The 26233-nt window shown below is 72.9% G+C and carries 17 protein-coding genes; 5 read left to right on the top strand and 12 right to left on the bottom strand.

The features are described 5' to 3' along the window. Window positions 1-23 precede the first annotated feature (23 nt). Window positions 24-686: a rhodanese-like domain-containing protein gene (locus tag ABZ714_RS29360; protein WP_358828378.1), complete on the bottom strand. Its 663-nt coding sequence runs from the start codon at window positions 684-686 to the stop codon at window positions 24-26. A gap of 72 nt (window positions 687-758) precedes the next feature. Between ABZ714_RS29360 and ABZ714_RS29365 the strand changes: the two genes are divergently transcribed. Next, complete coding sequence (locus ABZ714_RS29365; protein WP_358828379.1) at window positions 759-1103, top strand: metal-sensitive transcriptional regulator; 345 nt, start codon at window positions 759-761, stop codon at window positions 1101-1103. Window positions 1104-1174: 71 nt separating this feature from the next. Here the strand turns inward: ABZ714_RS29365 and ABZ714_RS29370 are convergent, their stop codons facing one another. The 3 genes from ABZ714_RS29370 to ABZ714_RS29380 form a co-directional block, all read right to left on the bottom strand. Continuing rightward, the gene (locus ABZ714_RS29370; protein WP_358828380.1) at window positions 1175-1981 is read right to left on the bottom strand and encodes a sulfite exporter TauE/SafE family protein; all 807 of its coding nucleotides are present in this window, start codon (window positions 1979-1981) and stop codon (window positions 1175-1177) included. After that, window positions 1978-3513, bottom strand: a complete 1536-nt coding sequence (locus tag ABZ714_RS29375; protein WP_358828381.1) for an MBL fold metallo-hydrolase — start codon at window positions 3511-3513, stop codon at window positions 1978-1980. Before ABZ714_RS29375 ends, ABZ714_RS29370 begins: the two co-directional genes overlap by 4 nt. 173 nt (window positions 3514-3686) lie before the next feature. Next, window positions 3687-4637, bottom strand: coding sequence for a class I SAM-dependent methyltransferase (locus ABZ714_RS29380; protein WP_358828382.1), 951 nt, complete (start codon window positions 4635-4637; stop codon window positions 3687-3689). A 317-nt stretch (window positions 4638-4954) separates the two neighbouring features. Between ABZ714_RS29380 and ABZ714_RS29385 the strand changes: the two genes are divergently transcribed. After that, a complete protein-coding gene (locus ABZ714_RS29385; protein ID WP_358828394.1) occupies window positions 4955-6127 on the top strand; it encodes a DUF418 domain-containing protein in 1173 nt (390 codons plus the stop codon). A gap of 65 nt (window positions 6128-6192) precedes the next feature. Here the strand turns inward: ABZ714_RS29385 and ABZ714_RS29390 are convergent, their stop codons facing one another. Beyond that, window positions 6193-6921: a hypothetical protein gene (locus tag ABZ714_RS29390; protein WP_358828383.1), complete on the bottom strand. Its 729-nt coding sequence runs from the start codon at window positions 6919-6921 to the stop codon at window positions 6193-6195. Between the two features lie 226 nt (window positions 6922-7147). Between ABZ714_RS29390 and ABZ714_RS29395 the strand changes: the two genes are divergently transcribed. Next, the gene (locus ABZ714_RS29395) at window positions 7148-7390 is read left to right on the top strand and encodes a hypothetical protein (protein ID WP_358828384.1); all 243 of its coding nucleotides are present in this window, start codon (window positions 7148-7150) and stop codon (window positions 7388-7390) included. Window positions 7391-7895: 505 nt separating this feature from the next. Here ABZ714_RS29395 and ABZ714_RS29400 read toward each other — a convergent pair. From ABZ714_RS29400 to ABZ714_RS29425, 6 genes are all read right to left on the bottom strand, one after another. Continuing rightward, on the bottom strand, window positions 7896-10175 hold the full coding sequence (locus tag ABZ714_RS29400; protein WP_358828385.1) for a VCBS repeat-containing protein: 2280 nt from the start codon (window positions 10173-10175) through the stop codon (window positions 7896-7898). Continuing rightward, on the bottom strand, window positions 10175-12457 hold the full coding sequence (locus tag ABZ714_RS29405) for a VCBS repeat-containing protein (RefSeq protein WP_358828386.1): 2283 nt from the start codon (window positions 12455-12457) through the stop codon (window positions 10175-10177). Before ABZ714_RS29405 ends, ABZ714_RS29400 begins: the two co-directional genes overlap by 1 nt. Window positions 12458-12752: 295 nt before the next feature. Then, complete coding sequence (locus ABZ714_RS29410) at window positions 12753-15053, bottom strand: FG-GAP-like repeat-containing protein (RefSeq protein ID WP_358828387.1); 2301 nt, start codon at window positions 15051-15053, stop codon at window positions 12753-12755. Window positions 15054-15064: 11 nt separating this feature from the next. Continuing rightward, complete coding sequence (locus ABZ714_RS29415; protein WP_358828388.1) at window positions 15065-17416, bottom strand: hypothetical protein; 2352 nt, start codon at window positions 17414-17416, stop codon at window positions 15065-15067. A gap of 120 nt (window positions 17417-17536) precedes the next feature. Continuing rightward, a complete protein-coding gene (locus ABZ714_RS29420; RefSeq protein ID WP_358828389.1) occupies window positions 17537-19795 on the bottom strand; it encodes a VCBS repeat-containing protein in 2259 nt (752 codons plus the stop codon). Window positions 19796-20074: 279 nt separating this feature from the next. Beyond that, window positions 20075-21586, bottom strand: a complete 1512-nt coding sequence (locus ABZ714_RS29425; RefSeq protein WP_358828390.1) for an MFS transporter — start codon at window positions 21584-21586, stop codon at window positions 20075-20077. Between the two features lie 111 nt (window positions 21587-21697). On the opposite strand from ABZ714_RS29425, the gene ABZ714_RS29430 reads away from it, so the two are divergent. Further along, window positions 21698-22345: a TetR/AcrR family transcriptional regulator gene (locus tag ABZ714_RS29430; protein ID WP_358828391.1), complete on the top strand. Its 648-nt coding sequence runs from the start codon at window positions 21698-21700 to the stop codon at window positions 22343-22345. Between the two features lie 45 nt (window positions 22346-22390). Here ABZ714_RS29430 and ABZ714_RS29435 read toward each other — a convergent pair whose 3' ends face one another. Beyond that, entirely contained in the window at window positions 22391-23497 is a 1107-nt protein-coding gene (locus ABZ714_RS29435) for a winged helix-turn-helix transcriptional regulator (RefSeq protein ID WP_358828392.1), read from the bottom strand. A 212-nt stretch (window positions 23498-23709) separates the two neighbouring features. On the opposite strand from ABZ714_RS29435, the gene ABZ714_RS29440 reads away from it, so the two are divergent. Further along, window positions 23710-26061 carry a glycosyl hydrolase family 18 protein gene (locus ABZ714_RS29440; RefSeq protein ID WP_358828393.1) on the top strand — a complete coding sequence of 784 codons (2352 nt, stop codon included), beginning with the start codon at window positions 23710-23712 and terminating at the stop codon, window positions 26059-26061. Window positions 26062-26233 lie beyond the last annotated feature (172 nt).

The following is a 26233-nucleotide window of genomic DNA, read 5'->3' on the forward strand; positions in this document are numbered from 1 at the left end:
GGCCCGGCAGGGGCCGGCGGGTGTCAGGCCGTCCCGCGCAGCCGCTCCAGCGCCGCTTCGAGATCCGGCCGGGCGGGGCGGTTGTACGGCAGCTTCGCCAGCACGGCCGCCATGCCGCAGGTGTCGGTGAGGGCCGAGAAGACCAGCCCGCCCGAGACCCCCGCGGCCAGTAGCAGCCAGGCCGGGTGGAGAAAGAACCCGAGGCCGGCCCCGGTCAGTATCAGCGCGCCCGCCGCCAGCCTGACCTGGCGCTCCATCGCCCAGCCCGCTCGCGGGACCGCGCAGACGGCACCGGCGCCGGTGCCCGGGTCCGGGTCGGTGGCGGCGGGGCGCTCCAGCGGATAGCCGCGGGCCGCCCAGCCCGACGTACCGCCGCTCAGGCTCGCCGTCCGCACCCCCCGCCCGGCCAGCAGATCGCGTGCCTTCGCCGACCGCGCCCCGGAGGCGCAGACGATCAGCACATCACCGCGCCCGGCGGCGGCCCCGATCTCCGGGACCGCGCGGCGCACCTGGTCGAGGGGGACGTTGACGGCGCCCGGGAGATGGCCGGAGGCGTACTCGCCGGGCGTACGGACGTCGATCACGGTCAGTACGGCCAGCCGGGCACGGGCGCGGTCGGCGTCGTACTCGGGGCTCCGGTCCCGGGTCCGGTCCGGGTCCTGGTGGGTTCGGGGGGACTGTGACATCGGTGATGCCTCCTCGGGGGAAGGAAGGGGGTAAATTACCCCCAGGGGTATGTACGGGAAGGAGTGGACGACGTGGAACTCGATCTCGCCGCCGCCGAGCTGAAGGCCGTGCTGAACCGGCTGCGCCGGGCGCAGGGTCAGATCTCCGGAGTGATCCGGATGATCGAGGAGGGCCGGGACTGCGAGGAGGTCGTGACCCAGCTCGCCGCCGCGTCCCGCGCCCTCGACCGGGCCGGATTCGCCATCATCGCGACCGGCCTCCAGCAGTGCCTGACCGATATCGGCCCGGAGGACGGGGCGGAGGGCGCCGAAGGCGAGGCCGCGCCGGAGGGCTCCGGCGGGACCCGCCGCAGGCGGATCGAGGACCCGGAGAAGATGCGGGCCCGGCTGGAGAAGCTCTTCCTGTCACTGGCCTGAGCCGGGACGGCGGACCCGTCCCGGGAGCGGGGGCGGGAGCAGGGGCGGGGACGGCGGGCGCGGGGGCCATGTCACACCACCCCCGTCGCGTCCGTCGCCATGGCCACGGCCACCGCGATCAGTACCCAGGCGAGGATCCGCCGCAGGGTCGCGGCCGGGAGCCGGTCCGCGAGCCGCTTCCCGTCCCACGCGCCGAGGACGGCCGCGGCGGCGAACGGCGCGATCACTCCCCATTCGAGTCCCTGCGCGGTACCGGAGCGGGTCGCCAGGGCGGCGATCGCGTTGACCGTGATCACCAGCAGCCCGGTCCCGACGGCGGTACGCATCCCGAGGCCGAGGGTCCTCATCAGGGCCGGTACGACGAGGAACCCGCCACCCACTCCCAGTACCCCGGTCAGCGCCCCGACTCCGGCCCCGGCCCGTACGGCGGGACCGGTCCCACCGGCACGCTCGACGCCCTCGCCGACCGGCCCGGATCCGGAATCGGAACCGGAATCGGGCGCCTTGTCGTCGCGTTCCTCACGGCCGTCACCGGAGCGCAGCATGCCGATCGCGACCACGACCGCGATCACCGCGAAGGCGCCGGTCAGTACGGCGTCCGGCAGCCGGGCCGCCAGTACGCCCCCGAGCGCGGCGGGGACCAGCCCGGCCGCCGCGAAGAGGGCTCCGGTACGCCAGCGGACCCGGCCGTCGCGGGCGTGCGCGTAGAGGGCGGTGACCGAGGTGAGCGCCACGACGACCAGGCTCGCGGTGGTCGCCGTGACCGGGCTGAGGCCGAGGAGGTAGATCAGGGCGGGGACGGCGAGGACACTGCCGCCACCGCCGAGCGCCCCCAGGGCGATCCCGACCACGGCGCCCGCGAGCAGGGCGAGTATCACGACGCGGTACGCGCCCGGGAAAGCCCGCCGGGGGAGCCGCCGCCATCGGCGGGGGCGGACGCGTCCGCCCCCGTACGCTCGCCCTCGCCCGCGTCGCCACCGGGACCGCCGGGACCGCCGGGCGCTTCGGTCGTCACGACCCGGAGCCCCGCCGCCTCCGCCGCCGTGAAGGCGTCGTCCACGGCCACGACCTCGCGGCCCGCCGCGTCCAGCAGGGACGCGGCGATCGCGGCCCGGAAGCCGCCCGCGCAGTGCGCCCAGACGGTGCCCGCCGGTATCTCTCCCAGCCGGGACCGCAGTTGGTGCAGGGGGATCGTGAGGGCGCCCTCGATCCGGCCGGAGCCCGCCCGCTCCGAGGCGCGCCGGACGTCCACGATCACCACGGGCCCACCCGTACCGGCCCGATCGGCGCCGACGGCCGCCGCCAGATCGGCGAAGGTGCCGCGCCGGAAGGACCGGGCGGACTCGCCGTCGCGGAGCCAGTTCCCCACCCCGCCGGGCACGCCCGCCGCCGGGCGGTCGATCCCGACCCGCGCCAGCTCGCGCCGGGCCTCCGCGAGCTGCTCGGGCGAGGCCGCGAGCAGGGTCACCGGCCTGCCCCAGGGCACGAGCCAGGCGAGCTGTACGGCGAGCTGGCCGCCCGACTCGATATTGACGGTGCCCGCCACATGGCCCGCCGCGAAGGCGACCCGGCCGCGCAGATCGATCACCCACTCCCCTTCCGCCAGCCGGGCCGCGATCTCGTCGGCGTCCGCGACGGCGGCCGGGGTGGTCAGATCGACGGGCGCGGGGCCGCGGGAGTTCAGGGGTCCCATATGGGCGTAGTACGCGGGAATGTCGTCGAGGGAGGCGAGGAGTTCGGCGACGAAGGTGTCGACATCCTTGAGCAGCGCCTCGTTGCCGCGCCGCTCCGCGCCGACGGTACTGCCGCCGCCGACCGCGCCCGGCACGCCCGCACCGGGGGCGCCCGCCGAGCAGAGGCTGCCGAAGCCGTGGGTGGGCAGTACGGCCGTGGTGTCGGGAAGCCCGTCCACGAGCCGGTGCGCGGACGCGTGCTGGGCCCGGGCCAGCCCCTCGGTGAGCCGGGGTTCGACCAGGTCGGGGCGGCCGACCGTACCGATCAGCAGCGATCCGCCGGTGAACGCGGCGGCGGGGTCGCCCGCCTCCTCCAGTACGTAGGCGGTGTGGTGCGGGGTGTGCCCGGGGGTGGCGACGGCGCGCAGTACGAGATCGGTGTCGATCTCCGTACGGTCGCCGTCGGCGACGGGGACGCGGGTGTACGACACCCGGGCCCCGGCCGGGACGAGATACGCGGCACCCGTCAGCCGGGCCAGCTCCAGGCCGCCGGTGACGTAGTCGTTGTGGACATGGGTCTCGGCGACCACCGCGATCCGGACCCCGCGCCGGGCGGCGGCCTCCAGGACGCGGTCGATGTCCCGGGGCGGATCGACCACGACGGCCGTACGGGCTCCGCCCGCGAGATAGCCGCGATTGCCGAGCCCGGGTATCTCCAAGGTGTCGATGAAGAACACTGCGGTGATCCTTTCGCGCTCTGTGTACCCCCCGGGGTATACGGGGACCGTACCAAATTACCCCCGGGGGTATTCAAGCGGGTGTGAAGGACCTCATGGCGGGGTGCACGCTCGGTAAGGGTTCGTACGGGATTCGTATGGAAAGGGACCGTGCGGGAAGGGTACGAGACGGGTCAGACAGCCGTCGGCTCGGCGCCGGATTCCGGCGGCCGTACCCCCGTGACCAGGTACGAGACAAACTCCACCTGCGCCGAACCGTCGCCCGTCTCCCACGGCGCGAGCAGTTCGCGGATCCGGGCGAAACTCCGGGGGACGCCGTCCGGCCGGGCGTCCGTGAAGGCCCGGCCCCACGGGGTCGCCGACATGAAGCCCGGGACGTAGTCGGCGAGCGGCGGCAGCGCGACCTCCGCCACCACCTCGCGTACGGTCACCCCGGTCAGGCCCGCCCCCGTCAGCAGCCCGGAGAGCTGGTCGGCGCCGCACTCGAAGGCGGTCGCGTACCAGTCCATGATCGGGCCCGCGCCGTTCTCCTCCATCGCCTGCCCCGTGGCGGCGAAGAACGGCGAACGGCCCATCGGGGCCCAGGCGGTGAACCCCAGCAGACCGCCGGGGCGGGTGACCCGGGCGGCCTCGGCGACACCGGCGTCCCGGTCGGGGAAGAACTGCACGCCCTGTTGGCAGAGGACGGAGTCGAACGAGCCGTTGGCGTACGGCAGATCGCCCGCCGACGCCTCCTGCCACTCCACCACGATGCCGTCGGCGACGGCGTGCTCGGCGGCGACCAGCAGCATCCCCGGCGCCGGGTCGACACCGACGACCCGGCTCCCGGTCCCGGCCAGCCGGGCCGCGGCGGAGCGGGCGACGAAGCCCGTACCGCAGGCGAGGTCGAGGAGGGCGGTACCGGGCGACAGCGGGGCGGTACCGAGCAGCGCCCCGACGAAGGGGGTCATGATCGGGGCGGCGTACCGTTCGTACTGCTCGGGGGCGCGGTCGGTGAGCCGGAAACCGGCGCCGGCGTCCCCGGCGCCCACCGGGGCCGGGGCCGCCCGGCCGGGGGCGTACCGCGCGTCGCTCCACCCGCCGTCACGGCCCGCGTCCGCGCGCCCACCGCCCGTCTGGCCCATACTCCGACGATAGATACGGCGGGCGGGCGTCGCATCTCGACGTACGAAGCCACGGCTACGCCCCGAGCCCGTCGCCGCCGCCGAGGTTCCGGGCCCACCGCCCCCGCGCCGGAACCCCCGCGCCGGGATCGGTTGAAGGCGCAACCGCCTCCGGAGCCCCGGGAGCCCCGCCCCGGCCGGGCTCTCTACCCGGCGGAGGACCCGCCGGGGTGCCCCCCGTACATCCTTCGATGTAGCCGTCTTTCGTCACCGGTCACGAGGATCCGGCGCCGTACCGCCGGGACGATGAAGACGTGACCATCCAGACCAAGTCCCAGATCCCGTCCTCGGGTACGGCGGTCGGCTCCGGCCCCGGATCCCCGGCCCGGCTCCCCCTCCTCGACGTCCTGCGCGGCGCGGCGATCCTCGGCACCCTGATGACCAACGTCTGGGTGTTCACGGCGCCGGGCGCGGAGTGGGGCGTCCTCACCGGGGCGACCGGCACACCCGCCTTCGACTCCGTACCGCACGCGGTGGAGGCCGTCTTCCGGCTGCTGGCGAACGGAAAGTTCCTGTCCCTGCTGACGATCCTGTTCGGTGTGGGCCTGGCCATCCAGTACGCCTCCGCCGAACGGCGCGGCAAACCCTGGCCCGGCTCCTACCGGCCCCGCGCCTACTTCCTCTTCTTCGAGGGCACCGTCCACTTCGTCCTGATCTTCGCCTGGGACGTCCTGATGGGGTACGCGGTCACGGCCCTGCTCGTCGCCTGGCTGCTGACCCGCTCCCTCAAGGCGCAGAACCGGGTGATGTGGTGGCTCGGCGGCGCCCATGTGATCCTGATACTGCTCGCCACGGCCGTACTCGCGGGCGAGGGAGCCGGGGAGACCGAACTCGACGAAGACGTCCGCGAGCTGTACGCCTCCGGAAGCTACGGGGAGCAGATCCTCTTCCGCCTGGAGAACGCGCTCGCCATGCGGATGGAACCGATCGTCACCTTCCCCCTGCTGGTCTTCCTCTTCCTCCTCGGCGTCCGCCTGTTCCGCGCGGGAGCCTTCGGCACCGACGACACGGCCCGCCGCATCCGGACCCGGCTGTTCGGCTGGGGCCTCGGCCTCGGCCTGCCGATCAGCATCGTCTCGACCGCCGTCGGCCCCGAACTCGTCCTGGTCGACCGCTACATCGGCGGCCCCCTCACGGCCCTCGGCTACATCGGCCTGATCGGCCTGATCGTGGACCGCGTCCGCCGCCCCGGCATCCTGATGACCGGACTGATCTCCGTCGGCCGTACGGCATTGACCGGCTACGTCCTCCAGAACGTGATCTGCATGCTGGCCGCGTACGGCATCGGCCTCGGCCTCGCCGAATCCCTCGGACCCGACTGGTCCCCGTGGTGGGTGATCGGCCTGTGGGCGGTGGTCTGCGCCTTCCTGATGACCGGCGCCACGCTCTGGCTCCGCCGCTTCAACACGGGCCCGCTGGAGTCGGTCCAGCGGTGGGCACTGCGCCGCTGACGGGCGGGTATGCCCCGGGGGCCCGGTCCTGACCCCAGGACCGGGCCCCCTCCTCTTTGGCCTCTTCAGCTCCCCTGCCGACGTCGGCAGACCAGGATCCCGCTGTGGGTGGTGACGGTGAACGCGCCGTCACGGCCGATCCGTTCGGCGGCCAACTCCCGCGCCCGGTTGACTGCGGCATCGAAGGGTACGTCGTGCCGATCGGCCCAGGCCCGATAGGACCGCAGATGTGCGACGACGGGGGCGGGATCGGTGACGCCGGTGGTGCCCGGCAAGCCGATGGTCTCGCTTTCCGGGAACACGGGCCGGAGGAAGCCGGGGGCGCGCTCCAGGGAGAAACGCGCACTGAGCGATATCCGCGACGGCCCCTCCGCGACCCCGGGAACATCGCCTGCCGCGCGTGCCCAGAGGGCGTCGAGTTCGTGCTTGTCCCGCTCGCCGTTGGTCGACACGATCACCGGACCGCCGTCCACGACGACCCGGTCGAGTTCGGCGACGGCGCCGTGCCTGTCCCCCAGAGCGGCCAGCGCCCTGGCTTCGAGGCTCGCGAGACGGGCTCGTGTCGTGAGACAGGGATCGGGGCCGACTCCGTTCATTATTGGGGCACTGGGCTCACGTCGACGCCCCCGGCTGATGGCCGCAGCCCGGTCCAGGAGCGACTGATCCACCCCGAAGACCATCGCGAGGTAAGCACGGGTGTGACTGGAGGGAATGCGGGCTTCGCGTTCGTAGCGGCCGATCTCCTTTCCCGTCATGGCTCCGCGACCCTCGACGTCGTTGTAACGGTCCGCCACGCCCTGCTGGGACTTCCCCCAGTTCCTGACGCATCTGCGCCAGCAGGACTCCGATACCGGAATCCATCACGTTGACTCCCGGCCTCGGGTTCTGGCCCCCATGTTGGCCCCCTCTCCGGCCCCCGCGCAGGCTCCCGGCACAAAAGGAGTACGAGGGTTTCCTTGAACCATGCCGAACTACCGACGCCCGGCTCATGAGAGCCGGTCTACCTCGCCATTGGTATCCGTGAAGGGCGAAGGGGTCGCCCGAGAAGAGGCTGCCGTCCGCTCACCCCTCCGCTGGCCGCCCTGCTCCTGTGGGGCGGCGGTCTGCCCGGACCGGCCCCGCACCGAACCCTGTGTCTTCTGCGAGAAGCCCGTCGCGGCGACCGAGGAGAACGAGGTCTTCGACGGCTTCTCCGCCTCCGGTGCCCGCCCCGCCCTCTACGCGCACCCCGACTGCGGGATCGGCGACCGGCCCCGGCGCTGACACCCGCCTCGACCGGCCCCGGCCCGTAGACATCCCCACCCCCGCACACGGGCCGGGGCCACCCAGGAGCCCCCATGCGCCTCATCCGACTCCTCCGCCCCGCACCGCCACCGTCCCCGGCGGCGCCACCACCCGCCGACCCCTGGAAGCGGCCTTGGGCCAGTCCCACCAAGGAAGAGGCCCTGGCCCGGTTCCGGCTGGAGGCGATGGAGCGGCGGAGGAGCCGTAGACGGTTGTACGTGATCGCCCACGGCCTCTGCCTCGACCGCCCCGGCCTTCACCGCCGGATCGCCCCATGACCCACGAGAGCCTGCTCGCCGACGACCCGCCGACCGCCCTGCGCGCGCCCTGTCGCGTCTGCGGCCGGGACACCGCCGCACCCGTCGAGACAGGGCACGTCCCGCCGGGCATACCCCTCTACGCCTGTCCGGAGGACGTGTACGAACGGGCACCCGGGCCCGCGCCGCACGAGGCGGGACGGGCCCGGGGGTGCCCCCGGCACCGGCTAGAAGACGATCTTGTAGTCGGCGGAGTTCTTCATCAGGGCCGTACTGCTGATGCGGGTCTCGAACGGCCGCTTCCAGTCGCCCGTGGCCCGGTAGTAGAACGTCCGGCCGCCCGGGCCGTACGCGTACAGGTCCGGACGGCCGTCGCGGTTCGCGTCGCCGACGCCGACGAACTGGTTGTACTCGTTCCAGCCGCCGCCGATCCGGGTGCGGGGGGCGAAGCCGCCCTTGCCGTCGCCGAGGTGGAGCCAGAGGACTCCGGCCTTGTCGCGGGCCACCAGGTCACCGGCCCGGGCGCCCGCGATGTCGCCGACGGCGGTGATCTCGGTATAGCCGCCCCAGCCGTGGCCGGCCTTCTTCCGCAGCCCGTAGCCGGGGCCCTCCTCCGGGCCGGTTCGCGGGTAGAACCACAGGTCGCCCTTGCGGTCGACGGCGACCAGGTCGGGCTGGCCGTCGCCGTTCAGGTCGCTGCCCGCCGCGACGCGGTCGTAGATCCCCCAGCCGTGGCCGATCTTCAGGCGCCCGTCGGCGGGGGAGCCGTCGGGGCCGTGCGGGTACTCCCAGAAGTCGCCCTTCTTGTCCCGGGCGACGAAGGTCGCGCTGGAGGTCCGGAGGCCCGACGCCTCGATGAGGTCGTAGCCGCCCCAGCCGTCGCCCAGGAACTGCCGTCCCGTTCCGGCGAGCAGCCGGACGCCGTTGGTCCAGGTGAGGTGGGTGTCCTCGCGCCAGAGCCGGCCTCCGCCGTCGGTGACCAGGAGGTCCGGGGAGCCGTTGTTCGTCCAGTCGTGCGGGGCATAGGCCCGGTAGACGTTGATGCGACCGGACGCCGTGGCGGGCGGGCCGACGCGGTTCCACGGAGTGGCGGTCAACGACCATTCGTAGGGGCCGTTCGGGCCGTAGAAGCGCTCGCCGTTCGCGGTCATGGTGCCGTCCCAGTGGAGGTACGGCGGATCGTCCTGGTCGCCGCCCGCGATCCAGGGCATCAGGTCGATCTCGGTCCGGACGCCGGTGTAGATATGACGCAGGGTCAGCTTGTAGTCCGCCCGGTAGCGGCTGAGCTGCCAGCGGAGCGGTACCGTGCCCCGGGTGAGATCGGCCGACTCCGGGACGTCGGACTTGACGAAGGTGATCTCCGTGGGGCGCCCCGTCGTGGCGGTCTTCACCACCGTGGGGCCGCCCGCCGCGCCGGTGATCCGGTAGAGGCCGTCGCCCCGGCCGACGATTCCGCCGGGGACCACGAGGGAGCCGTCGGGTGCCTGCCCCAGGCCGTCGGTGCGGTCGAGGAGTCTCACCGGAGTGCCGCCGGTCGCGGGTACGGCGGAGAGCTGGAGGTTCGCCGGGCTCACGTATCCGTCGGCGTCGATGCCGTACACCACCCAGCCGCCGGTCAGGCCGATGTGGTGGTAGTTCGCGTACGGGACGGCGGTACGGCGGACCGCGCCGGTGGCCCGGTCGGCGACGACAAGGGTCGACTTCTTCGCGGACGGGACCCGCTCCACCCAGGCGATGTGGTCCGCCGATACGGCCGTGGAGAGCCCGTCGGTCCCCTCTTCCGTGGTGTGGTCGCCGTGGGCGGCGGCGCTCGCGGTGGCCAGGTCGACGGCGACGATCCGCCGGTCCATATAGCGGAGCAGCACGGTGTCCTTCGTCGCCGCGGCCACGGACGGCTCGATGAGGAGCCCGTCCGGCAGCCCGGTCACGTCCCGGCTGGTGACGACGCCTCCGGTGCTGGTGACGAGCTTGATCCGCTGCCCGTCGCGGGCGATCACGGTCGAGCCCACGGCGCCGAGGTAGGTGTATCCCGGGACGGCCGCGGCGAGGTCGATCTCCGTACGGGTGCCGCTGCCGCCGCCCGACAGGTCGACCAGGGTCACCTTGCCCGCGCCCGGGGTCTCGGGCAGCGCGACGACGTCGGAGGCCGCGCCGAACTGCGTGGCGTAGTCGTGGGCGGTGCCGACGGGGGTGACGGAACCGTCGGCGTACCGCACCCAGCCGAGGGCGTCGCCGCCGGTCCTGGCGAGATAGCCGGTCTCCCCGGCGGAGACGACCCGGGTGTGCGTCAGCGGCGGCAGGTTCTCGTTTCTGGCCTTCGGCGGGGTCGCGGCAGGCGTGGTGGCGGCGGGGCGGTCGGGCGTGGAGGAGGCCGAGACCGGGGCCGTCAGGGCCAGCGGTCCCGCCGTGACGGCGACGGCCACGGCGATCGCGACCGTGGTCCTGCGGGCGGGACGGGAGCGATGGGTGCTGCGGTGGAACCGGTGCATGGCGTTCTCGATTCTCACTAGAAGACGATCTTGTAGTCGGCGGAGTTCTTCATCAGGACCGAGCTGGGGGACCGCTGCTCGAAGGGCCGGGCGGTGTTCCCCGTACCGGGGTAGAAGTACGTCCGGCCGTTCGGGGCGTACGCGTACAGATCCGCCCGGCCGTCCCGGTCGCCGTCGCCGATGCCGACCAGCTCCGTGTACTGGTTCCAGCCCCCGCCGATCCGGACCCGCTTGGTGAACGACCCCTTGCCGTCGCCCTGGTGGAGCCAGAGGACCCCGGCCTTGTCCCGGGCGACCAGATCGGCCGCCGGGGTGCCCGCGACATCGCCGACGGCGGTGATCCGGTTGTAGATCCCCCAGCCCCAGCCGGTCTTCTTCCGGGGCAGCAGGCCCACACCGTTCGCCGGGGTCGGGTGGAGCCACTGGTCGCCCTTGCGGTCGACGGCCACCAGGTCGGGCCGGCCGTCGCCGTCGAAGTCGCCGCCCGTGATCCGGTCGTAGCTCCCCCAGCCGCCGCCGAGCCGTTCGGGCCGGGTGGTGATGGTTCCGGCGTCCCGGGCGTCGTGGCGCCAGAGCACCCCCTGCTTGTCGCGGGCGACGAAGTAGGTGTGCACACTGTGGTTGCCGATGGACTCGATCAGGTCGTACTTGTCCCATCGGTAGCCCAGATAGACGCGTTCGTTCCCGGCGAAGAGCCGTCCGCCGCCGCTCCACCGGTGGTGGGTGTCCTCGCGCCAGAGCCGCCCGGCGCCGTCGACGGCGAGCAGATCGGGCGAGCCGTTGAACGTCCAGTCGTGCGGGGCCGGGGTCCGGTCGAGGACGAAGGCGCCGGAGACGGTGACGGGCGGGCCGATCTCGTCCTTCGGGGTGGCCGTCATCGACCAGCGGTACGCCCCCGAGGGCGCGTACCGCGGGTCCGGCCCGGTGTGGTCGACGGTGCCGTCCCAGGTGAAGTTGGGCCCGGAGTCGAAGGTCTCGGTATGCCCGGTCAGCGGATGCTCGATGGTCAGCCGGTACCGGGCGTAGGTACGCGACGCCTTCCAACTGGCTATCAGTGCGGCCACCGTGAGGTCGGCCCGCTCGGGGAAGTTCGACTCCAGGAGGGTCAGCCGGGTGGTGTCGCCGGTGGTCGCGATCTTCTCGGCGGTCGCGGCCCCGGACGGCGCGGTGACCCGGTAGACGCCCTCGTCGCGGTCGAGCGTGCCACCGGTCACCAGGACCGAGCCGTCGTCGGCGGGTACGAGGGCGAAGCCCCGGTCGAGGATCTTCACCTCACCGGCGGCCGGGCCGCCGCCGGACGCGGTGACCGGGGCCGAGACGATCGCCGCCGTATGCGGCTTGGGGTCGTCGTTCACGTCGTAGCGGATGCCGTGGATCAGCCGGTCGCCGGTGAGCCCGACCAGCGGCACACTCGTCCCGTACGGCATGGTGGTCCGCCGGATCTCGGCGGACGTCGACCGGTCGGCGACGACGAGCGTCGCCTTCCCGAAGTAGCTCCACGAGGTCTCCACCCAGGCCAGATGGGTGGCCGAGACGGCGGCGACCACCTTCACCCGGTTGTCGGGATGGACCTGGTGGAGTCCGGTGACGGCGGCGGTGGCCAACTCCACGACCGCCAGCCGGTGATCCGCCAGCCGGACGACGGCCGCGTCCGGCGACTCACCGACCACCTCGACGGCGACCGCGCCCGCGGGGAGCCCGGTCACCGCGCGGTCGCCGGTGGCGGTGACGAGCCGTACGCCCCCGGCACCGTCCGCGATCACCGTGGGCCCGACGGCGCCCACGTACCGCAGCCCTTCGGGGAGTTCGCGTACGGATGTGGTGCCGGGCGCCCCGGCGCTCAGATCGGTGAAGGTCACCTTCCGCCCGGCGACCCCGCCCGGCAGGACCTTGACGTCGGAGACCGAGCTGATCCGGTGCCCGGCGTCGCGGTCGTGGTAGGTCGCGACGGGGGTGACCGAGCCGTCGCTCGTCCGGACCCAGCTCGCGGTGTGCTTCTTGGTGGCGGCGTCGTAGCCGTTCCTGACCAGATAGCCGGATCTTCCGCCGCCGAGGGTCTCGGCGTGTTTGACGAGTCTCGGCAGATTCTCGTCCTGCGGATTCAGGGGGTTCTGCTGCCGCGCGGAATCTTCGGCGACGACCGGGGCGGAGGCGGGGGAAGTGATCGCCTCCGCGCCGGCCGGTGCCGCCAGGGCCAGCGGGCCCGCCGTGACGGCGAGTGCGGCGGCAATCGCGGTGGTCAGCCGCGCCCGCCGGTTCGAGAAGTGGTGCCGGTGGTACGGACGGAGCGGTAGAGACACGGCGGTCCTCCCCCAACTGCCCGCCCCGGCCCCGGCACGGGCGGGGCTGCGGCGTATGGCGCCCGGGCGTCGTACCAGCACCGCCCGGAGCGGTTTCCTGCCGACGGGCGGCAGGGGGAAATCCCGATGATTTCCTTGCATTCCACGACAGCCGAACCGGGGGGATGGTTGTACGGAAAACATCGCCTGACGCGACAACTGGCTTATGGCATCCGGGTGTTGTGGGTGGAGTGCCTCCCCGCCGACGGACGACGGCGGGGAGGCGGTCCCCGGGAGACGGTCCCGATACCCGCCGCTAGAACACGATCTTGTAGTCGGACGAGTTGGTGTTCAGGACCGTCGCGGCCGTACGCGGTTTGAAGGGCGCCGCCGCCTGGCCCGTACCGGCGTAGAAGTACGTCCGGCCGTTGGGACCGTACGCGTACAGATCCGCGCGGCCGTCCCGGTTGGCGTCGCCGATGCCGACGAGCCGGGTGTACTCGTTCCAGCCGCCGCCGATCCGCACCCGGGCATCGAACGAGCCGTCCCACCGGCCCTGGTAGAGCCAGAGGACCCCGGCCGTGTCCCTGGCCACCAGGTCGGCATAGCCATTGCCCGCGATATCACCGACGGACGTGACCTCGTTGTAGATGCCCCAGCCCCAGCCGGCCTTCTTGCGGGGACCGAAGGCGGTGGGCTGGGTGTTGGTCGCCGGGTGGAAGTAGAGATCGCCCTTGGTGTCCACGCCGTAGACGCTCGGGCCGCCGGTGAACCGGGTGTACGTCTGCCAGCCCCAGCCGACCTTCACCCCCTGCGCCAGGGGTGTGCCGAAGCCGTTGTCGTGGTGCAGCCAGACGTCACCGGCCGCGTCCCGGGCGAGGAGGGCGGTCCGGCCCTGCTGGACGCCGATGGACTCGATCCGGTCGTACTTCTCCCAGCCCGTGCCCACCTGCTGACGGGCGGTCCCCTTCAGGGTCTGGGCCTCGCCGACCCACCAGGGGTAGGTGTCCTCGCGCCAGAGCCGTCCGGCTCCGTCGGTGGCGAGCAGGTCGGGGGAGCCGTTGTTGGTCCAGTCGTGCGGGGCCCTGGTCCGCTTGACGTCGATGGTGCCGGTCGCGGTCGCGGCCGGGCCGATGCCGTCCCAGGGCTTGGCGGTCAGGGTCCACTTGTACGCACCCGAAGGGGCGTACCGCCGGTCGTCGCCGTCGCCGATGAGGCCGTCCCACAGGAAGTGCGGCGGCGAATCGAGGTCGCCGCCGCCCTGGCCGACGGCCACCAGGTACTTCGTACCGGTGGAGGGCTGTTCCAGGGTCAGGAGGTAGTCGGCCGCGTGGCGGGACAGTTCCCAGCTCAGCGCCGTCTCACCGGTGTCGAGGTTCACTTCGGCCGGGACCTTCGACTTCTCGAAGGAGATCCGGGTGGTCTCCCCGGTCGTGGCGATCTTCTCGACGGCCGGCGCGGCGGCCGTGTCGGTGACCCGGTAGACGCCCTCGTCACGGTCGAGCGTGCCACCGGTGACCAGCGCCGAACCGTCGGCGGCCGGGTGGATCGCGTGGGCCCGGTCGAAGACCTTCACCGGGGTGCCACCGCCGACCGGGACCGCGTTGATCGCCACCTTCGCCGGGTTCGGCGAGTCGTAGCGGTCGTACGCCGTGCCGTAGAGCACCTGGTCGCCCGCGAGGGCCACCAGCGGTGCGCCGGCCGGGGGCACCGCCGTCCGCCGGATCTCGTTACCGGAGGCCCGCTCGACGACCACCAGCGCCGACTGGGCTCCGGGCGCCTCTGGGGTTTCCAGCCAGGCCAGATGGGAGGCGGAGAGGGCGACGCTCAGGGGCGCGTAGTACTTCGACGAGGAGACGGTGTGCAGGCCCGTCACGGAGCCGAGTTCGAGATCGACGAACGCGATCTGTTCGCCGGTGATCCGGACCACGAGGCCGCCGAAGCCGGCCGCGTCGACCCGGACCACGTTCCGCCCGGCGGGAAGGCCGGTGACCTCGCGTTCGGTCTGGACCCCGCCGACTTTGCCGATCAGCAGGATTCTGGTGCCGTCGGAGGCGACGACGGCGGAGTCGGCGAGGCCCCGGTAGGTGAATCCGGTGGGGAGGTCGATCACCGTCTTCGCGCCGGGCGCGCCGCCGCTCAAGTCCGTCAGCGTCACCTGCTGCCGAGTGGCGTCGCCGGGCAGGACCAGGACGTCCGACGCCGAGCCGACGTCGTCCAGTTGCTGGGCGGAGTACTGCTTGACCGGGGTGACCGAGCCGTCGGCGGTACGGACCCAGCTCGCCGTGTACTTCTGGGTCGCCGGGTCGTAGCCGGACTGGACGAGATAGCCGGTCTGCCCGGCGCTGAGCACCCGGGAGTGTTTGGGGATCTTCGGCAGGTTCTCGTTCCGACCCGGCCGCTCCGCGACGGCGGTGGTGGCCCTCGCGGCCTTCAGCGCCGCGGCCCTCGCCTCCGCCGCCTGCGTCGCCGCTGTCGGCGCCGGCCCGGCCGGCTGCGCGCCGGCGGGTGAGGCCAGGGCCAGCGGGCCGACGGTGACGGTGAGCGCCACGGCGACCGCGACGGATGTCAGGGCCCGGCGGGAACGGTTCGGACCCGGCAGGGGAATTCGGTTCACTGTCGGCACTCCTAGAAGATGATTTCGTACTCGGACGAGTTGGCGGCGAGGACCGTACTGGCGACCCTCGGCTTGAACGGCGTCGCGGCCTGGCCCGTACCGGCGTAGAAGTACGCCCGGCCGCCCGGGCCGTACGCGTACAGATCGGCCTTGCCGTCGCGGTTGGCGTCGCCGATGCCGACGAGCTGGTTGTACTCGTTCCAGCCGCCGCCGATCCGGACCCGGAGCTCGAACGAGCCGTCCCAGCGGCCCTGGTAGAGCCAGAGGACGCCGTCCTTGTCCCGGGCCACCAGATCGCCGTATTCGCTGCCCGCGATATCACCGACGGACGTGACCTCGTTGTAGATGCCCCAGCCCCAGCCGACCTTCTTGCGCGGTGTGAAGGCGGTGGGCTGGGTGTTGGTCCCGGCGTGGAAGTACAGATCGCCCTTGGTGTCCACGGCCAGCACATCCGGGGAACTGCCGTCGCCGTGCTGACCGCCGCCCGCGATACGGGTGTACGTCTGCCAGCCCCAGCCGACCTTCACCCCCTGCGCCAGGGGTGTACCGGAGCCGTTGTCGTGGTGCAGCCAGACGTCACCGGCCGCGTCCCGGGCGAGGAACGCGGTCCGGCCCTGCTGGACGCCGACGGACTCGATCCGGTCGTACTTCCCGAAGCCCGAACCCACCTGCTTGCGGCCGGAGCCCGCGAGTTCCTCCGGGATCGGCCGGCTGTGCTCGTCCTCGGCGGGGACGAACGGCTGGTAGTAGCTGTCCTCGCGCCACAGCCGTCCGGCTCCGTCGGTGACCAGCAGGTCGGGGGAGCCGTTGTTGGTCCAGTCGTGCGGGGCCCTGGTCCGCTTGACGTCGATCGTGCCGGTCGCGGTGGCGGCCGGGCCGATACCGTCCCTCGGTACGGCCTTCAGGGTCCAGGTGTACGGCCCCGAGGGGGCGTACCGCTTGGTGTTCCCGTCGCCGATCCGGCCGTCCCAGTCGAAGCGCGGCGGGTAGCCGTCCCCGTCCCCTCGTCGGACGGGGGTCGTATACGTCGTACCGGTGGCCGGCTGCTCCAGGGTGAGGGTGTACGCGGCATCGTGCCGGGACAGCTCCCAGGACGCCACCAGGTTCTTCGTGTCGAGGTTCGCCTCGGCCGGGACGTTCGACTTCAGGAACGTGATCCGGGTGGTGTCGCCGGTGGTGGCGATCTTCTCGGCGGTCGCGGTGCCGGACGGCGCGGTGACCCGGTAGACGCCCTCGTCCCGGTCGAGCGTGCCACCGGTCACCAGCACCGAACCGTCGGCGGCCGGGTGCATCGCGAAGGCCCGGTCGAGGAGCTTCACCGGGGTACCGCCGGTGAGGGGCGTGGTGTTGATCGCCAGTTCGGCGGGGCGGCCGGTCAGGTCGTAGTCCAGGTACTCCGTGCCGTAGACCACCTGCCCGCCGGTCACCCCGATGAGCGGCCGCCAGGCGAACGGGATCACCGAGCGCCGGATCTCGGCGCCGGTCGCCCGGTCGACCACGATCAGGTTCGAGGTGCTTCCGTGGCCCTTCTCGGGGGACTCGATCCAGGCCAGGTGCTCCGGCGTGGCGGTGACGGCCACCGAGGGGAAGCGGCCGGTGCCGATGGCGTGCAGACCGGTCGAGTTCGCGGTGTTCGTGTCGATGACCGCGAGGTGGTCGGTTTCGAGCCGGACGACGACCGTCCCCGGCCCCGACCCGACGACCCCGACTATCGACCGGGCCATCGGCGGCAGTCCGGTGACCTCGCGGTCGGTGACGGTCTCCCCGGACTTGGTGAGGAGTCTGATCGAGTTGCCCGCGTTGACGACGACGGTGCCGCCCACGGCGCCGAGGTACTTGTAGCCGGCCGGAAGGTCGATCACGGTCTTCGTCCCGGGGGCTCCGGCGCTCAGGTCGGTCAGGGTCACCTTCCGCTCGGTCGCGTCGCCCGGCAGCACCAGCACGTCGCCGACGGCGCCGGCGTACCTCAGGCCCTGGGACGTATGCGGGTAGGCGGCGACCTGGGTGACCGAGCCGTCGGCGGTACGGACCCAGCTCGCGGTGTACTTCTGGGTCGTTCTGTCGTATTCGGAGTGGACGAGATAGCCGGTCTTCCCGGCGCTGAGCACCCGGGAGTGTTTGGGGATCTTCGGCAGGTTCTCGTTCCGCCGCGACTGCCCCGAGGCGGTGGCCGCGGCATTCGCGGTTGCCGCGACCACCGCGGTCTGTGGGGACTCCGCCGCCGTCACGGGGGCGGCGACGGCGGGGGACATCAGGGCCAGCGGGCCCGCCGTGACGGCGAGCGCCACGGCGGCGGCCGTGGTCAGCCGACCGCGACCGCCGCCCGGTCGCGGCGGGTTCTGGGCAACGGGGGGTTGCGACAAGGTCTGTCCTCTCACATCGGGAAAACATCACGATTTCCGTAACTTCTGTGACAAGTGGTGCGAGAGGAAGGTTGTAGAGCTATTTCACGGTGATAGATGACACGTGGTAAATGGGCCGGGTCAGAACACGACCTTGTAGTCCGTTGAGTTGACGGACAGTACGGTGCTGGCCGTACGGGGCTTGAACGGCGTCGCGGCCTGGCCCGTACCGGCGTAGAAGAAGGTCCGGCCGTTCGGGCCGTACGCGTAGAGATCCGCCCGGCCGTCCCGGTTGCCGTCGCCGATCCCGACGAGCTGGGTGTACTCGTTCCAGCCGCCGCCGATCCGGACCCGGGCCGCGAACGTGCCGTCGCCCTTGCCCTGGTAGAGCCAGAGCACCCCGGCCTTGTCCCGGGCCACCAGATCACCGGCGGGGCCGCCCGCGATGTTCCCGACGGCGGTGATCTCGTTGTAGATGTGCCAGCCCCAGCCGTTCTTGAACTTGGGCGCGAAGGGGACGTTCTGACGGCCCGTCCCCTTGTAGTAGTAGAGGTCGCCGTTGGGCTGGACGGCGACCATGTCGGTGATCCCGTCGGCGTCGATGTCGCTGCCGCTCGCGATCCGGTCGTAGACCTGCCAGCCGCCGCCGATCCGGGTCTCCTGGCGGTCGGGCGAACCGAAGCCGTTCTCGTGGTGCAGCCAGAGCCCGCCGGTGGTGTCCCGGGCGACGACCGCCGTCCGTCCCTGCTGGACGCCGACGGACTCGATCCGGTCGTACTTGTCCCAGCCGGTGCCGACCTGCTCCCGCTGGACGCCGCCGAACACCTCGGCGCCGTTGACCCAGGTGTTGTGGGTGTCCTCGCGCCAGAGCCGACCGGCCCCGTCGGTGACCAGGAGGTCCGGGGAGCCGTTCTCGGTCCAGTCGTGCGGGGACTTGGCCCGCTTGACGGTGAAGGTGCCCGTCTCGGTGGCCGCGGGGCCGATGCCGTCCCAGGGGGTGGCCTTCAGGGTCCAGGTGTACTGGCCGGGCGGGGCGTACCGTTCGGCGCCGGGCGCGCCGATCGTGCCGTCCCAGTCGAAGAACGGGGCGGTGAACATATCGCCGCCGCCCGCGCGGAAGTCGAGGTCGACGGTGTGCTTGATGCCCCGGGCGGGCTGCTCCAGGGTGAGGGTGAAGTCGGCCTGGTGCCGGGAGAGTTCCCAGCGGGCCTTCAGCGTGCCGGTGTCGAGGTCGGCCTCGGCCGGGACGTCGGACTTCAGGAAGGAGATCCGGGTGGTGTCCCCGGTGTCGGCGATCTTCTCGGCCTGGAACAAGGGGGTGTCGGGCGCGATCCGGTAGACCCCGTCGCCCGCGTGGACCGAACCGCCGGAGACCAGGAGCGTGCCGTCGGCCGCCGGGGCGAGGGCGAAGCCCCGGTCGAGGACCTGGGTGCCCTCGTTGCCGTTGACCGGGGTGACGACGGTCGCCGCGCGCCCGACGGTGGGCCGCTCGTACGGGTCGTACGCCGGGCCGTGGACGACCTTGTCGCCGGTGAGGCCGACGAACATCCGCTGCCCGTGCGGGATCGGGTTCTTCCAGGACACTCCGGTGGCCCGGTTCACCACCTCCAGTTCGGCCCCCGCGCGGGGTGCCGTCCGGACCTCCCAGACGACGGCGGTGTGGGTGGCCGAGACGGCGACGGCGCTCACCTGGCGGTCCCGGCCGCCCGCGAGGACCGGGGAGGCGGTCGCGGCGGCCAGGTCGACCGGCAGGAGCCGGTTCTCCGGCAGACCGACGACGACATGTCCCGGCCCGGCGGCGGCGACATACTGCGGCTGGGTCCCCGGGACCGACCCGATGACCCCGCGGTCGGTGAGGGTGTCGCCGGACTTGGCGAGCAGCCGGATCTCATGGTCCTTGGCGGCGACGACGGTGGCGCCCACCGCGCCCAGATACCGGTACCCGGCCGGGAGTTCGAGCACGGTCTTCGTGCCCGGCGCCCCGGCGCTCAGATCGGTCAGTGTCACCGTCTGCCCGGCCGCGTCGCCCGGCAGTACGACGATGTCGGAGACCGCGCCCAGATGCTGGACGCCCCGGCCCTCGTACTCCTTGAGCGGCGTCGCCGAACCGTCGGCGGTCCGGACCCAGCTGAGGGTCCGCTTGCCGTTCGCGGCGACCGGGGACTCCGAGAGATAGCCGCTCTGACCGGCGGCCACCACCTCGGAGCCCTTGGTGAGCCGCGGCAGGTTCTGGTTTCGCTGCCGCTCCTCGGCCGTCGTGGCCGACGCCGGCTTGGCGTCCGCCGCGGCGGCGGGCGCCGCCAGGGCCAGCGGTCCCGCGGTGACCGCGAGCGCCACGATGATCGCGGTACCGATCCCGGTCCGCGAGCCGGGCCCGTGGTTCCGTCGGTTCGTCGTCATGTCCTCCCCCTTCTTCCGCCGGGCTGGACGGCCCGGCGGGTTCGTCCGGCCGGTCGCGCGGACCGGCCGGTTCCCTCCCCTTCGGGTGGTCCGCCCCGGATCACCGGGTGATGGGAGCGGGCCTACGCGTTCGCCGCGTACCGGTGGTCGGACCGGTACGACGACGCGGGGTACGACCCCGGACCGCCGGCGATGGTTGTACGGGCCCGTACCCGTCGCGCGGTGATAGCCCGTCGGTGCGGACGGGACGGGGGTGGCGGAGGGGGGCGGGCCGGCCGGTCAGTGCGCGTGCGGCATCCCCGTGGTGTCCGGACGGCCACGCGGCACCAGCAGCACCGAGAGCAGCGCACTCACCCCCGCCACGATCGCCAGCAGCAGATACGCGTCCGTGAACGCGCCCGACGCCGTTCCGGTGATGCCCGCCGCCGCGACCGTGGAGACCACGGCGACCCCGACCGAACCGCCCACCTCGTGGAAGGTGTTGACCACCCCGGAGGCGAGTCCGGCCTCCTCGTGGGCGACCATCGCCAGCGCCGTCGTGGTGGCGGTGACGAAGACCGCGCCCACCCCGAGGGACGCCACGACGAGCCCCGGCAGGAACACCCCGTACACCGATGTGTCGTCGGAGAGCAGGGCGAGCGGTACGGCGCCGATCGTGGTGACCGCCATCCCGCCGGCCGCGCAGGCCCGGCTGCCGAGGGTGCCGACGAGCCGGGAGCCGAGATGCGCCCCGGCGGCGACACCGACCGCGACCGGCAGGAAGACCAGACCGGTCTCCAGCGCGCCGAAGCCCCGGGCGTGCTGGAGATAGACCGAGCCGAGGAAGAAGAACGAGATCAGCAGGGCCGTCGCGACCAGCATCAGAAACGAACCGGCCAGCACCGGGCGGCGGGTGAACATCCGCAGGTCCATCAGCGGTGCCCGGGTGGCCCGTTCGACCAGGGCGAAGGCGGCGTAGAGCGCGACGGAGCCGAACAGCGCGAGCAGGGTGAACTCGTCGCCCCAGCCGTCGTCGCCCGCGCGGACCAGACCGTAGATCAGGGCGCCGGTGGCGGCGGTGACCAGCAGCGCGCCAGGGGCGTCGAGCCGGACGCCGGGCGCGGGGGCGCGGCGCGGTACGAGGAGGGGGACGGCGGCCAGTACGGCGATCCCGACGGGGACGTTGACGTAGAAGACCCACTCCCAGCCCGGTCCGTCGGTGAGCGCGCCGCCGACCAGGACGCCGATGGCGGAGCCCGTACCGCCGATCGCGGCCCAGACGCCGAGCGCCTTGTGGCGTTCGGGGCCGTGGAAGGAAGTGGTGACGAAGGCGAGGGCGGCGGGCGACAGCAGGGCGGCGCCGACGCCCTGGGCCGCGCGGCCCGCGATCAGCCAGGCGGCGGTCCCGGCGAGTCCGGTGGCGAGGGACGCGGCGGTGAAGACGGCGAGCCCGGTCAGCATCACCGGCCGGGCGCCGAACGCGTCGGCGAGCCGGCCGCCGAGCAGCATCAGACCGCCGAAGCAGAGGGTGTAGACGGCGACGACCCAGGTCAGGGTGGCCCGGCCGAGACCGAGGTCGGCGGCCATGTCGGGGAGCGCCACATTCACCACGGTGACATCGAGGACCAGCATGAACTGGGCCAGACAGATCACCGCGAGGGCCGCCCAGCGGCGGGAATGCGCGGGGCCGGGCGCGTGGTGGGAGGAGTCGTGGTGGCCGGGCTCGTGGTGCGGGTCTCCGTGGGGGTCGGCGGCCGGGTGCGCGGGCCCGGGCGGGTGGTGCTGGTCGTGGGGGTGTTCCGTGGCGGTCATCGGGGGCTCCTGCGGGTTGGGGACGGTCGGGACGGACCTCTTATTGAACTGTACGGTTCAGTTCATGTGAACTCAACCGTACAGTTCAGATGCGGGGGTACGATCGACCCCGTGGACCGCACCCCCGACCCCCACCACCGCCCCACGGGCCCCCGCGCCGAACGCAAGCGGCAGGCCATCGTCACGGCCGCCCGGAAGCTCTTCCTCCGCGACGGCTTCGGGGTCGGCATGGACGCCATCGCCGCCGAGGCGGGCGTCTCGAAGGTGACCGTCTACAACCACTTCGGCAGCAAGGAAGCCCTCTTCACCGCCGTGGTCGCGGGCGCGCTCGACGAACCCGTCACCGACGGCGCCGCCGCCGCCCGGCTCGACCGGCTGGCCGACGCGCCCGATCTGCGGGCCGCGTTCCTGGAGACGGCCCGGCACTGGGTACGGGCGGTACGCGACGACGGCGAGGTCGCGGCGCTGCGCGCCCTGGTCGCGGCCGAACTGCACCGCTTCCCCGAACTGGCCGCCGCCTGGCAGCGGGGCGGCCCGACCCACCACCACCCCGAGGTCGCCGCGGTACTCACGGCGCTGGTGGAACGGGGGCGGCTGGAGATCCCCGATCTGGAGGTCGCCACCATCCAGCTGCACGCCCTGCTGGTCCATCCGCATCTGGCCTTCGGCCACTACGGCGCGACCCTCGACGAAGGACTGACCGACCGGCTGCTGGTCAGCGGCGTCGACATGTTCCTGGGGCATTACGCGCCCCGCTGAGCCCCGAACCCGCGCCCCGGCCCGGCGGGCCCGCGCGCCCCGGCCCTAATCCCCGCCCCGCTGCCGCCGCCCCGGCTCCCGGGTCAGCTCCGCCACCCGCAGCCCCGCCTGGAACCTGGTCCGCGCCCCGAGCGTGTTCATGATCCGCCGCATCCGGCGCTCCACGGTCCGCTGCGCCACCCCCAGCCGCCGGGCGATCGCCCGGTCCGTGAGCCCCGAGGCGGAGAGCGCGAGCAGCCGCTCGTCGTCGGCCGAGAGCCCGCCGCCGCGCCCTTCGGCCGGGCCGTCCGGATAGAGCGGCAGGGCCCGCTGCCAGAGGAGTTCCCAGAGGCTCAGCAGACCGTCCAGCAGCGCCGACGAACGCAGTACGAGCGCCGTCTCCCCGTCCCGTACCAGCGCCGCCGCCCGGTCCACCGCCAGCAGTGTCAGCGGCGCCTCCGCCAGGACCCGGCTCCGCTCGCCCAGCCGGGCCGCCGACTCCCCGGCCGCGGCCAGCCGTTCGGGCGAGTCGAGCCAGCCGTGGTCGTAGATCGCCCGGCGGCGGACGCCGCGGGCCGGTTCCCGGGGCGTTACGGGCGGTTCGCCGAGGGTCAGCACCTCCACCCGGGCCGTCTCCTGGAGCCGTAACGCGAACCGGTCCGCCGCCTCCCGGCCGCAGACCAGCGGCTCCACGGCCCGCCGGGCGCCCGCCGCCCCGGCGCCGGACCGGAAGCCGTCGGCCAGCCCGGCGGCGACCAGCCGGGCGCGCTCGATCTCGGCCCGCCGCCGCAGGGCCAGGGCCTCCAGCGCCAGATCGGGCGGGGCCGGGCCGAACCGGGCCGGGCGGCCGCCGGGCCACCGGGCGACCAGGCCGCGCAGTTCGAGGGCCCGGATCCGGCGCCGGACCCGGGCGGGGTCCCAGCCGGTCGCGGCGGCGAGTTCGGCGACGGTCGTACCGGGGCGGGCCAGCACCGCGCGGTAAAGGGCCTCCTCACCGGCCGGGACCCCGAGCGCGCCGAGCCCGCGCGGCTCACCACCGGGGCCGTACGGTCCGCCACCGGGCTCGTACGGCTCACCACCGGGGCCGTACGGTCCGCCACCGGGCCCCCGCGACCGCGCGCCGGGCCCGTACGGCTCCCCGGCCGCCGGGTCGTCCCCGCCCGTCCCCGTCATCCCGCAGCGCCCCCGCCCCGCTTCCGCCGACCGTGCAGGGAAAGGTACAGACCACTCGTCGCCGCCACTAGAGAGCGGCGACGGAAAGCCGACAGTGGCGGAAAGCCGTCCCGTCCGACCCGCTTCCGGACTGGTCCAGACCAAGTAGCTTGACCAGTTGATCGCCCGAACGTCCTGAGCACGGCCACGCACCCCTTACCCCAGGGAGAGCCATGTTCAAGAAAAGAACCCCCCACACAAGAACCCCCCGCCCATCCCCCCACCGGGGCCGCCGGCGCCCCCACCGGATCCGCAACCGGATCGCGGCGCTGGTCGCCGCCCTCGTCCTCCCCCTCGCCGGGCTGACCGGGCTCACCGCGTCGCCCGCCCAGGCCGCCGGAACCCTCACCGCCACCTTCACCACCGAGAACAACGGCTCCTGGTGGCGCGGCATCTACACCATCCGCAACAGCGGCACCGCCGCCGTCAACGGCTGGACCCTGGACTTCACCCTGCCGCCCGGGGCCACCGTCACCGGCCACTACCACGGCGACGCCACCGTCACCGGCAACCGGGTCTCGGTGAAGAACGCCCACTACAACGGGACGATCCCGGCGGGCGGCACCAGCGACCCGTGGAGCTACTGGTTCATCGGCAACGGCCCGGTCGGCACCCCCACCGGATGTACCGTCAACGGCGACAAGTGCGACGGCACACCCGACGTACCGCCCACCGCGCCCGGCGCCCCGCGGATCGTCTCCGTCACGGCCAGGACCGCAGCGCTCTCCTGGCCCGCCTCCTCCCCCGGCGACTACCAGGTCGCCTCGTACGACGTCTTCAGCAACGGCGTCGTCGTCGCCAACACCACCACCACCGACGCCACCGTCACCGGGCTGACCCCGGCGACCGCGTACACCTTCACCGTCCGCGCCAAGGACACCCGGGGCAACACCGGCCCGCTGAGCCCACCGGCGAACGTCCGGACCGTCGACCCGGCGAGCGACCCGGTGCCACCCAGCGCGCCCGGTGATCTGCGCTCCACCGCGAAGACCGCCACCACGGCGGCCCTCGCCTGGAACGCCTCCACCGACAACGTCGCCGTCGCCGCCTACGACATCTACCGGGGCACGGCCCTGGTCAAGACGGTCGCCGCGGCCACCACCACGGCCACCGTCACCGGGCTCTCGCCCGCGACCGCGTACACCTTCACCGTGAAGGCCCGCGACACCGCCGACAACTCCTCCGCCGCCTCCAACGCCCTGCGCGTCCTCACCGACGACGTCGCGGGACCCGGCAACTACCTCAAGGTCGGCTACTTCATCCAGTGGGGCCTCTACGGCCGCCAGTACTTCGTCAAGAACCTCGACACCTCCGGCGCCGCCGCCAAGCTCGATGTCGTCAACTACGCCTTCGAGAACATCGACCCGGTCAATCTGACCTGCCAGGCGGGCGTCACCAAGGGCGTCTCCGGCAACCCCCAGGACCCCGACGAAGGGACCGGCGCCGGGGACGCGGACGCCGACTACGCCAGGCCCTTCTCCGCCGCCCAGTCCGTGGACGGCGTCGCCGACGACGGCTGGGGCAAACTGCGCGGCAACTTCAACCAGATCAAGAAGCTGAAGGCCAAGCACCCGCACCTCAAGTTCGTGGTCTCCCTCGGCGGCTGGACCTTCTCCAAGTTCTTCTCGGACGCCGCCGCCACCCCGGCCTCCCGGGAGAAGTTCGTCCGCTCCTGCGTCGACGTCTGGATCAAGGGCAATCTGCCCGTCTACAACGGCGCCGGCGGCCCCGGCACCGGCGCCGGGGTCTTCGACGGCATCGACATCGACTGGGAGTGGCCGGGCTCAGAAGGCCATCCCGGTAATATCTTCCGCCCGCAGGACAAGGACAATCTGACCGCCCTGCTGGCCGAGTTCCGCCGTCAGCTCGACGCCCTCGGCGGCGAACACCGGCTGCTCACGGCCTTCACCCCGGCCGACCCGGCGAAGATCGCGGCGGGCTGGGACCTGACGAAGATCTTCGACTATCTGGACTTCGCCAACGTCCAGGGGTACGACTTCCACGGCTCCGGCAGCGACAACTCGTGGGAGCCCCTCCGCACCGGCCACCAGGCCAATCTGCACCGGGACGCCCAGGACCCGTACCCGTTCGACTTCAGTGTCGAGAAGGCCGTCCAGACCTATCTCGACGCCGGGGTCAACCCGCGGAAGCTGACCGTCGGCTTCCCGTTCTACGGCCGCGGCTGGAAGGACGTGGCCGCCGGGCCCGCGGGCACCAACGGCGAATGGCAGACCGCGAACGGCGCGGCACCCGGCCAGTTCCCGGAGGAGGCCGGGATCCGGGGGTACGCCAATATGCTCGCCGCCTATCCGAATATGACCGTCCACCACGACGCCCAGTCGATCTCCACCTACGGCTACACCGGACCCGGCGGCACCTGGTGGAGCTTCGACGACGCCTGGTCCATCGGGAAGAAGACCGACTGGATCAAGGCCAAGGGGCTGCTCGGCGGCATGGTCTGGGAGATGTCCGGCGACACCCCGAACGGCACCTTGATGAACGCCCTGCACACCGGACTGCCGTGACCGGAACCCCGGCAGCGGCCGGGAACCGGACCACCGTGATCCGCACCCGGCGGCGGTGACCGGTGGAGCCGCGGCGGCCGGACGCCCACGCCCGGCCTCTCGGCCGTACTCACCGGCGTGGGCTTCCTCATGCCCTCGCTCGGCCAGGGCGGAGTATCACGCTGGCACGCGG

This window comes from Streptomyces sp. NPDC006798 (assembly GCF_040635975.1).
Lineage (GTDB): Bacteria > Actinomycetota > Actinomycetes > Streptomycetales > Streptomycetaceae > Streptomyces.

Excerpts from the sequence above, each read along its gene's own strand:
- ABZ714_RS29360 (WP_358828378.1), bottom strand. The coding sequence starts at position 686 with ATGTCACAGTCCCCCCGAACCCACCAGGACCCGGACCGGACCCGGGAC.
- ABZ714_RS29380 (WP_358828382.1), bottom strand. The coding sequence starts at position 4,637 with ATGGGCCAGACGGGCGGTGGGCGCGCGGACGCGGGCCGTGACGGCGGG.
- ABZ714_RS29420 (WP_358828389.1), bottom strand. The coding sequence starts at position 19,795 with ATGACGACGAACCGACGGAACCACGGGCCCGGCTCGCGGACCGGGATC.
- ABZ714_RS29425 (WP_358828390.1), bottom strand. The coding sequence starts at position 21,586 with ATGACCGCCACGGAACACCCCCACGACCAGCACCACCCGCCCGGGCCC.
- ABZ714_RS29435 (WP_358828392.1), bottom strand. The coding sequence starts at position 23,497 with ATGACGGGGACGGGCGGGGACGACCCGGCGGCCGGGGAGCCGTACGGG.
- ABZ714_RS29440 (WP_358828393.1), top strand. The coding sequence starts at position 23,710 with ATGTTCAAGAAAAGAACCCCCCACACAAGAACCCCCCGCCCATCCCCC.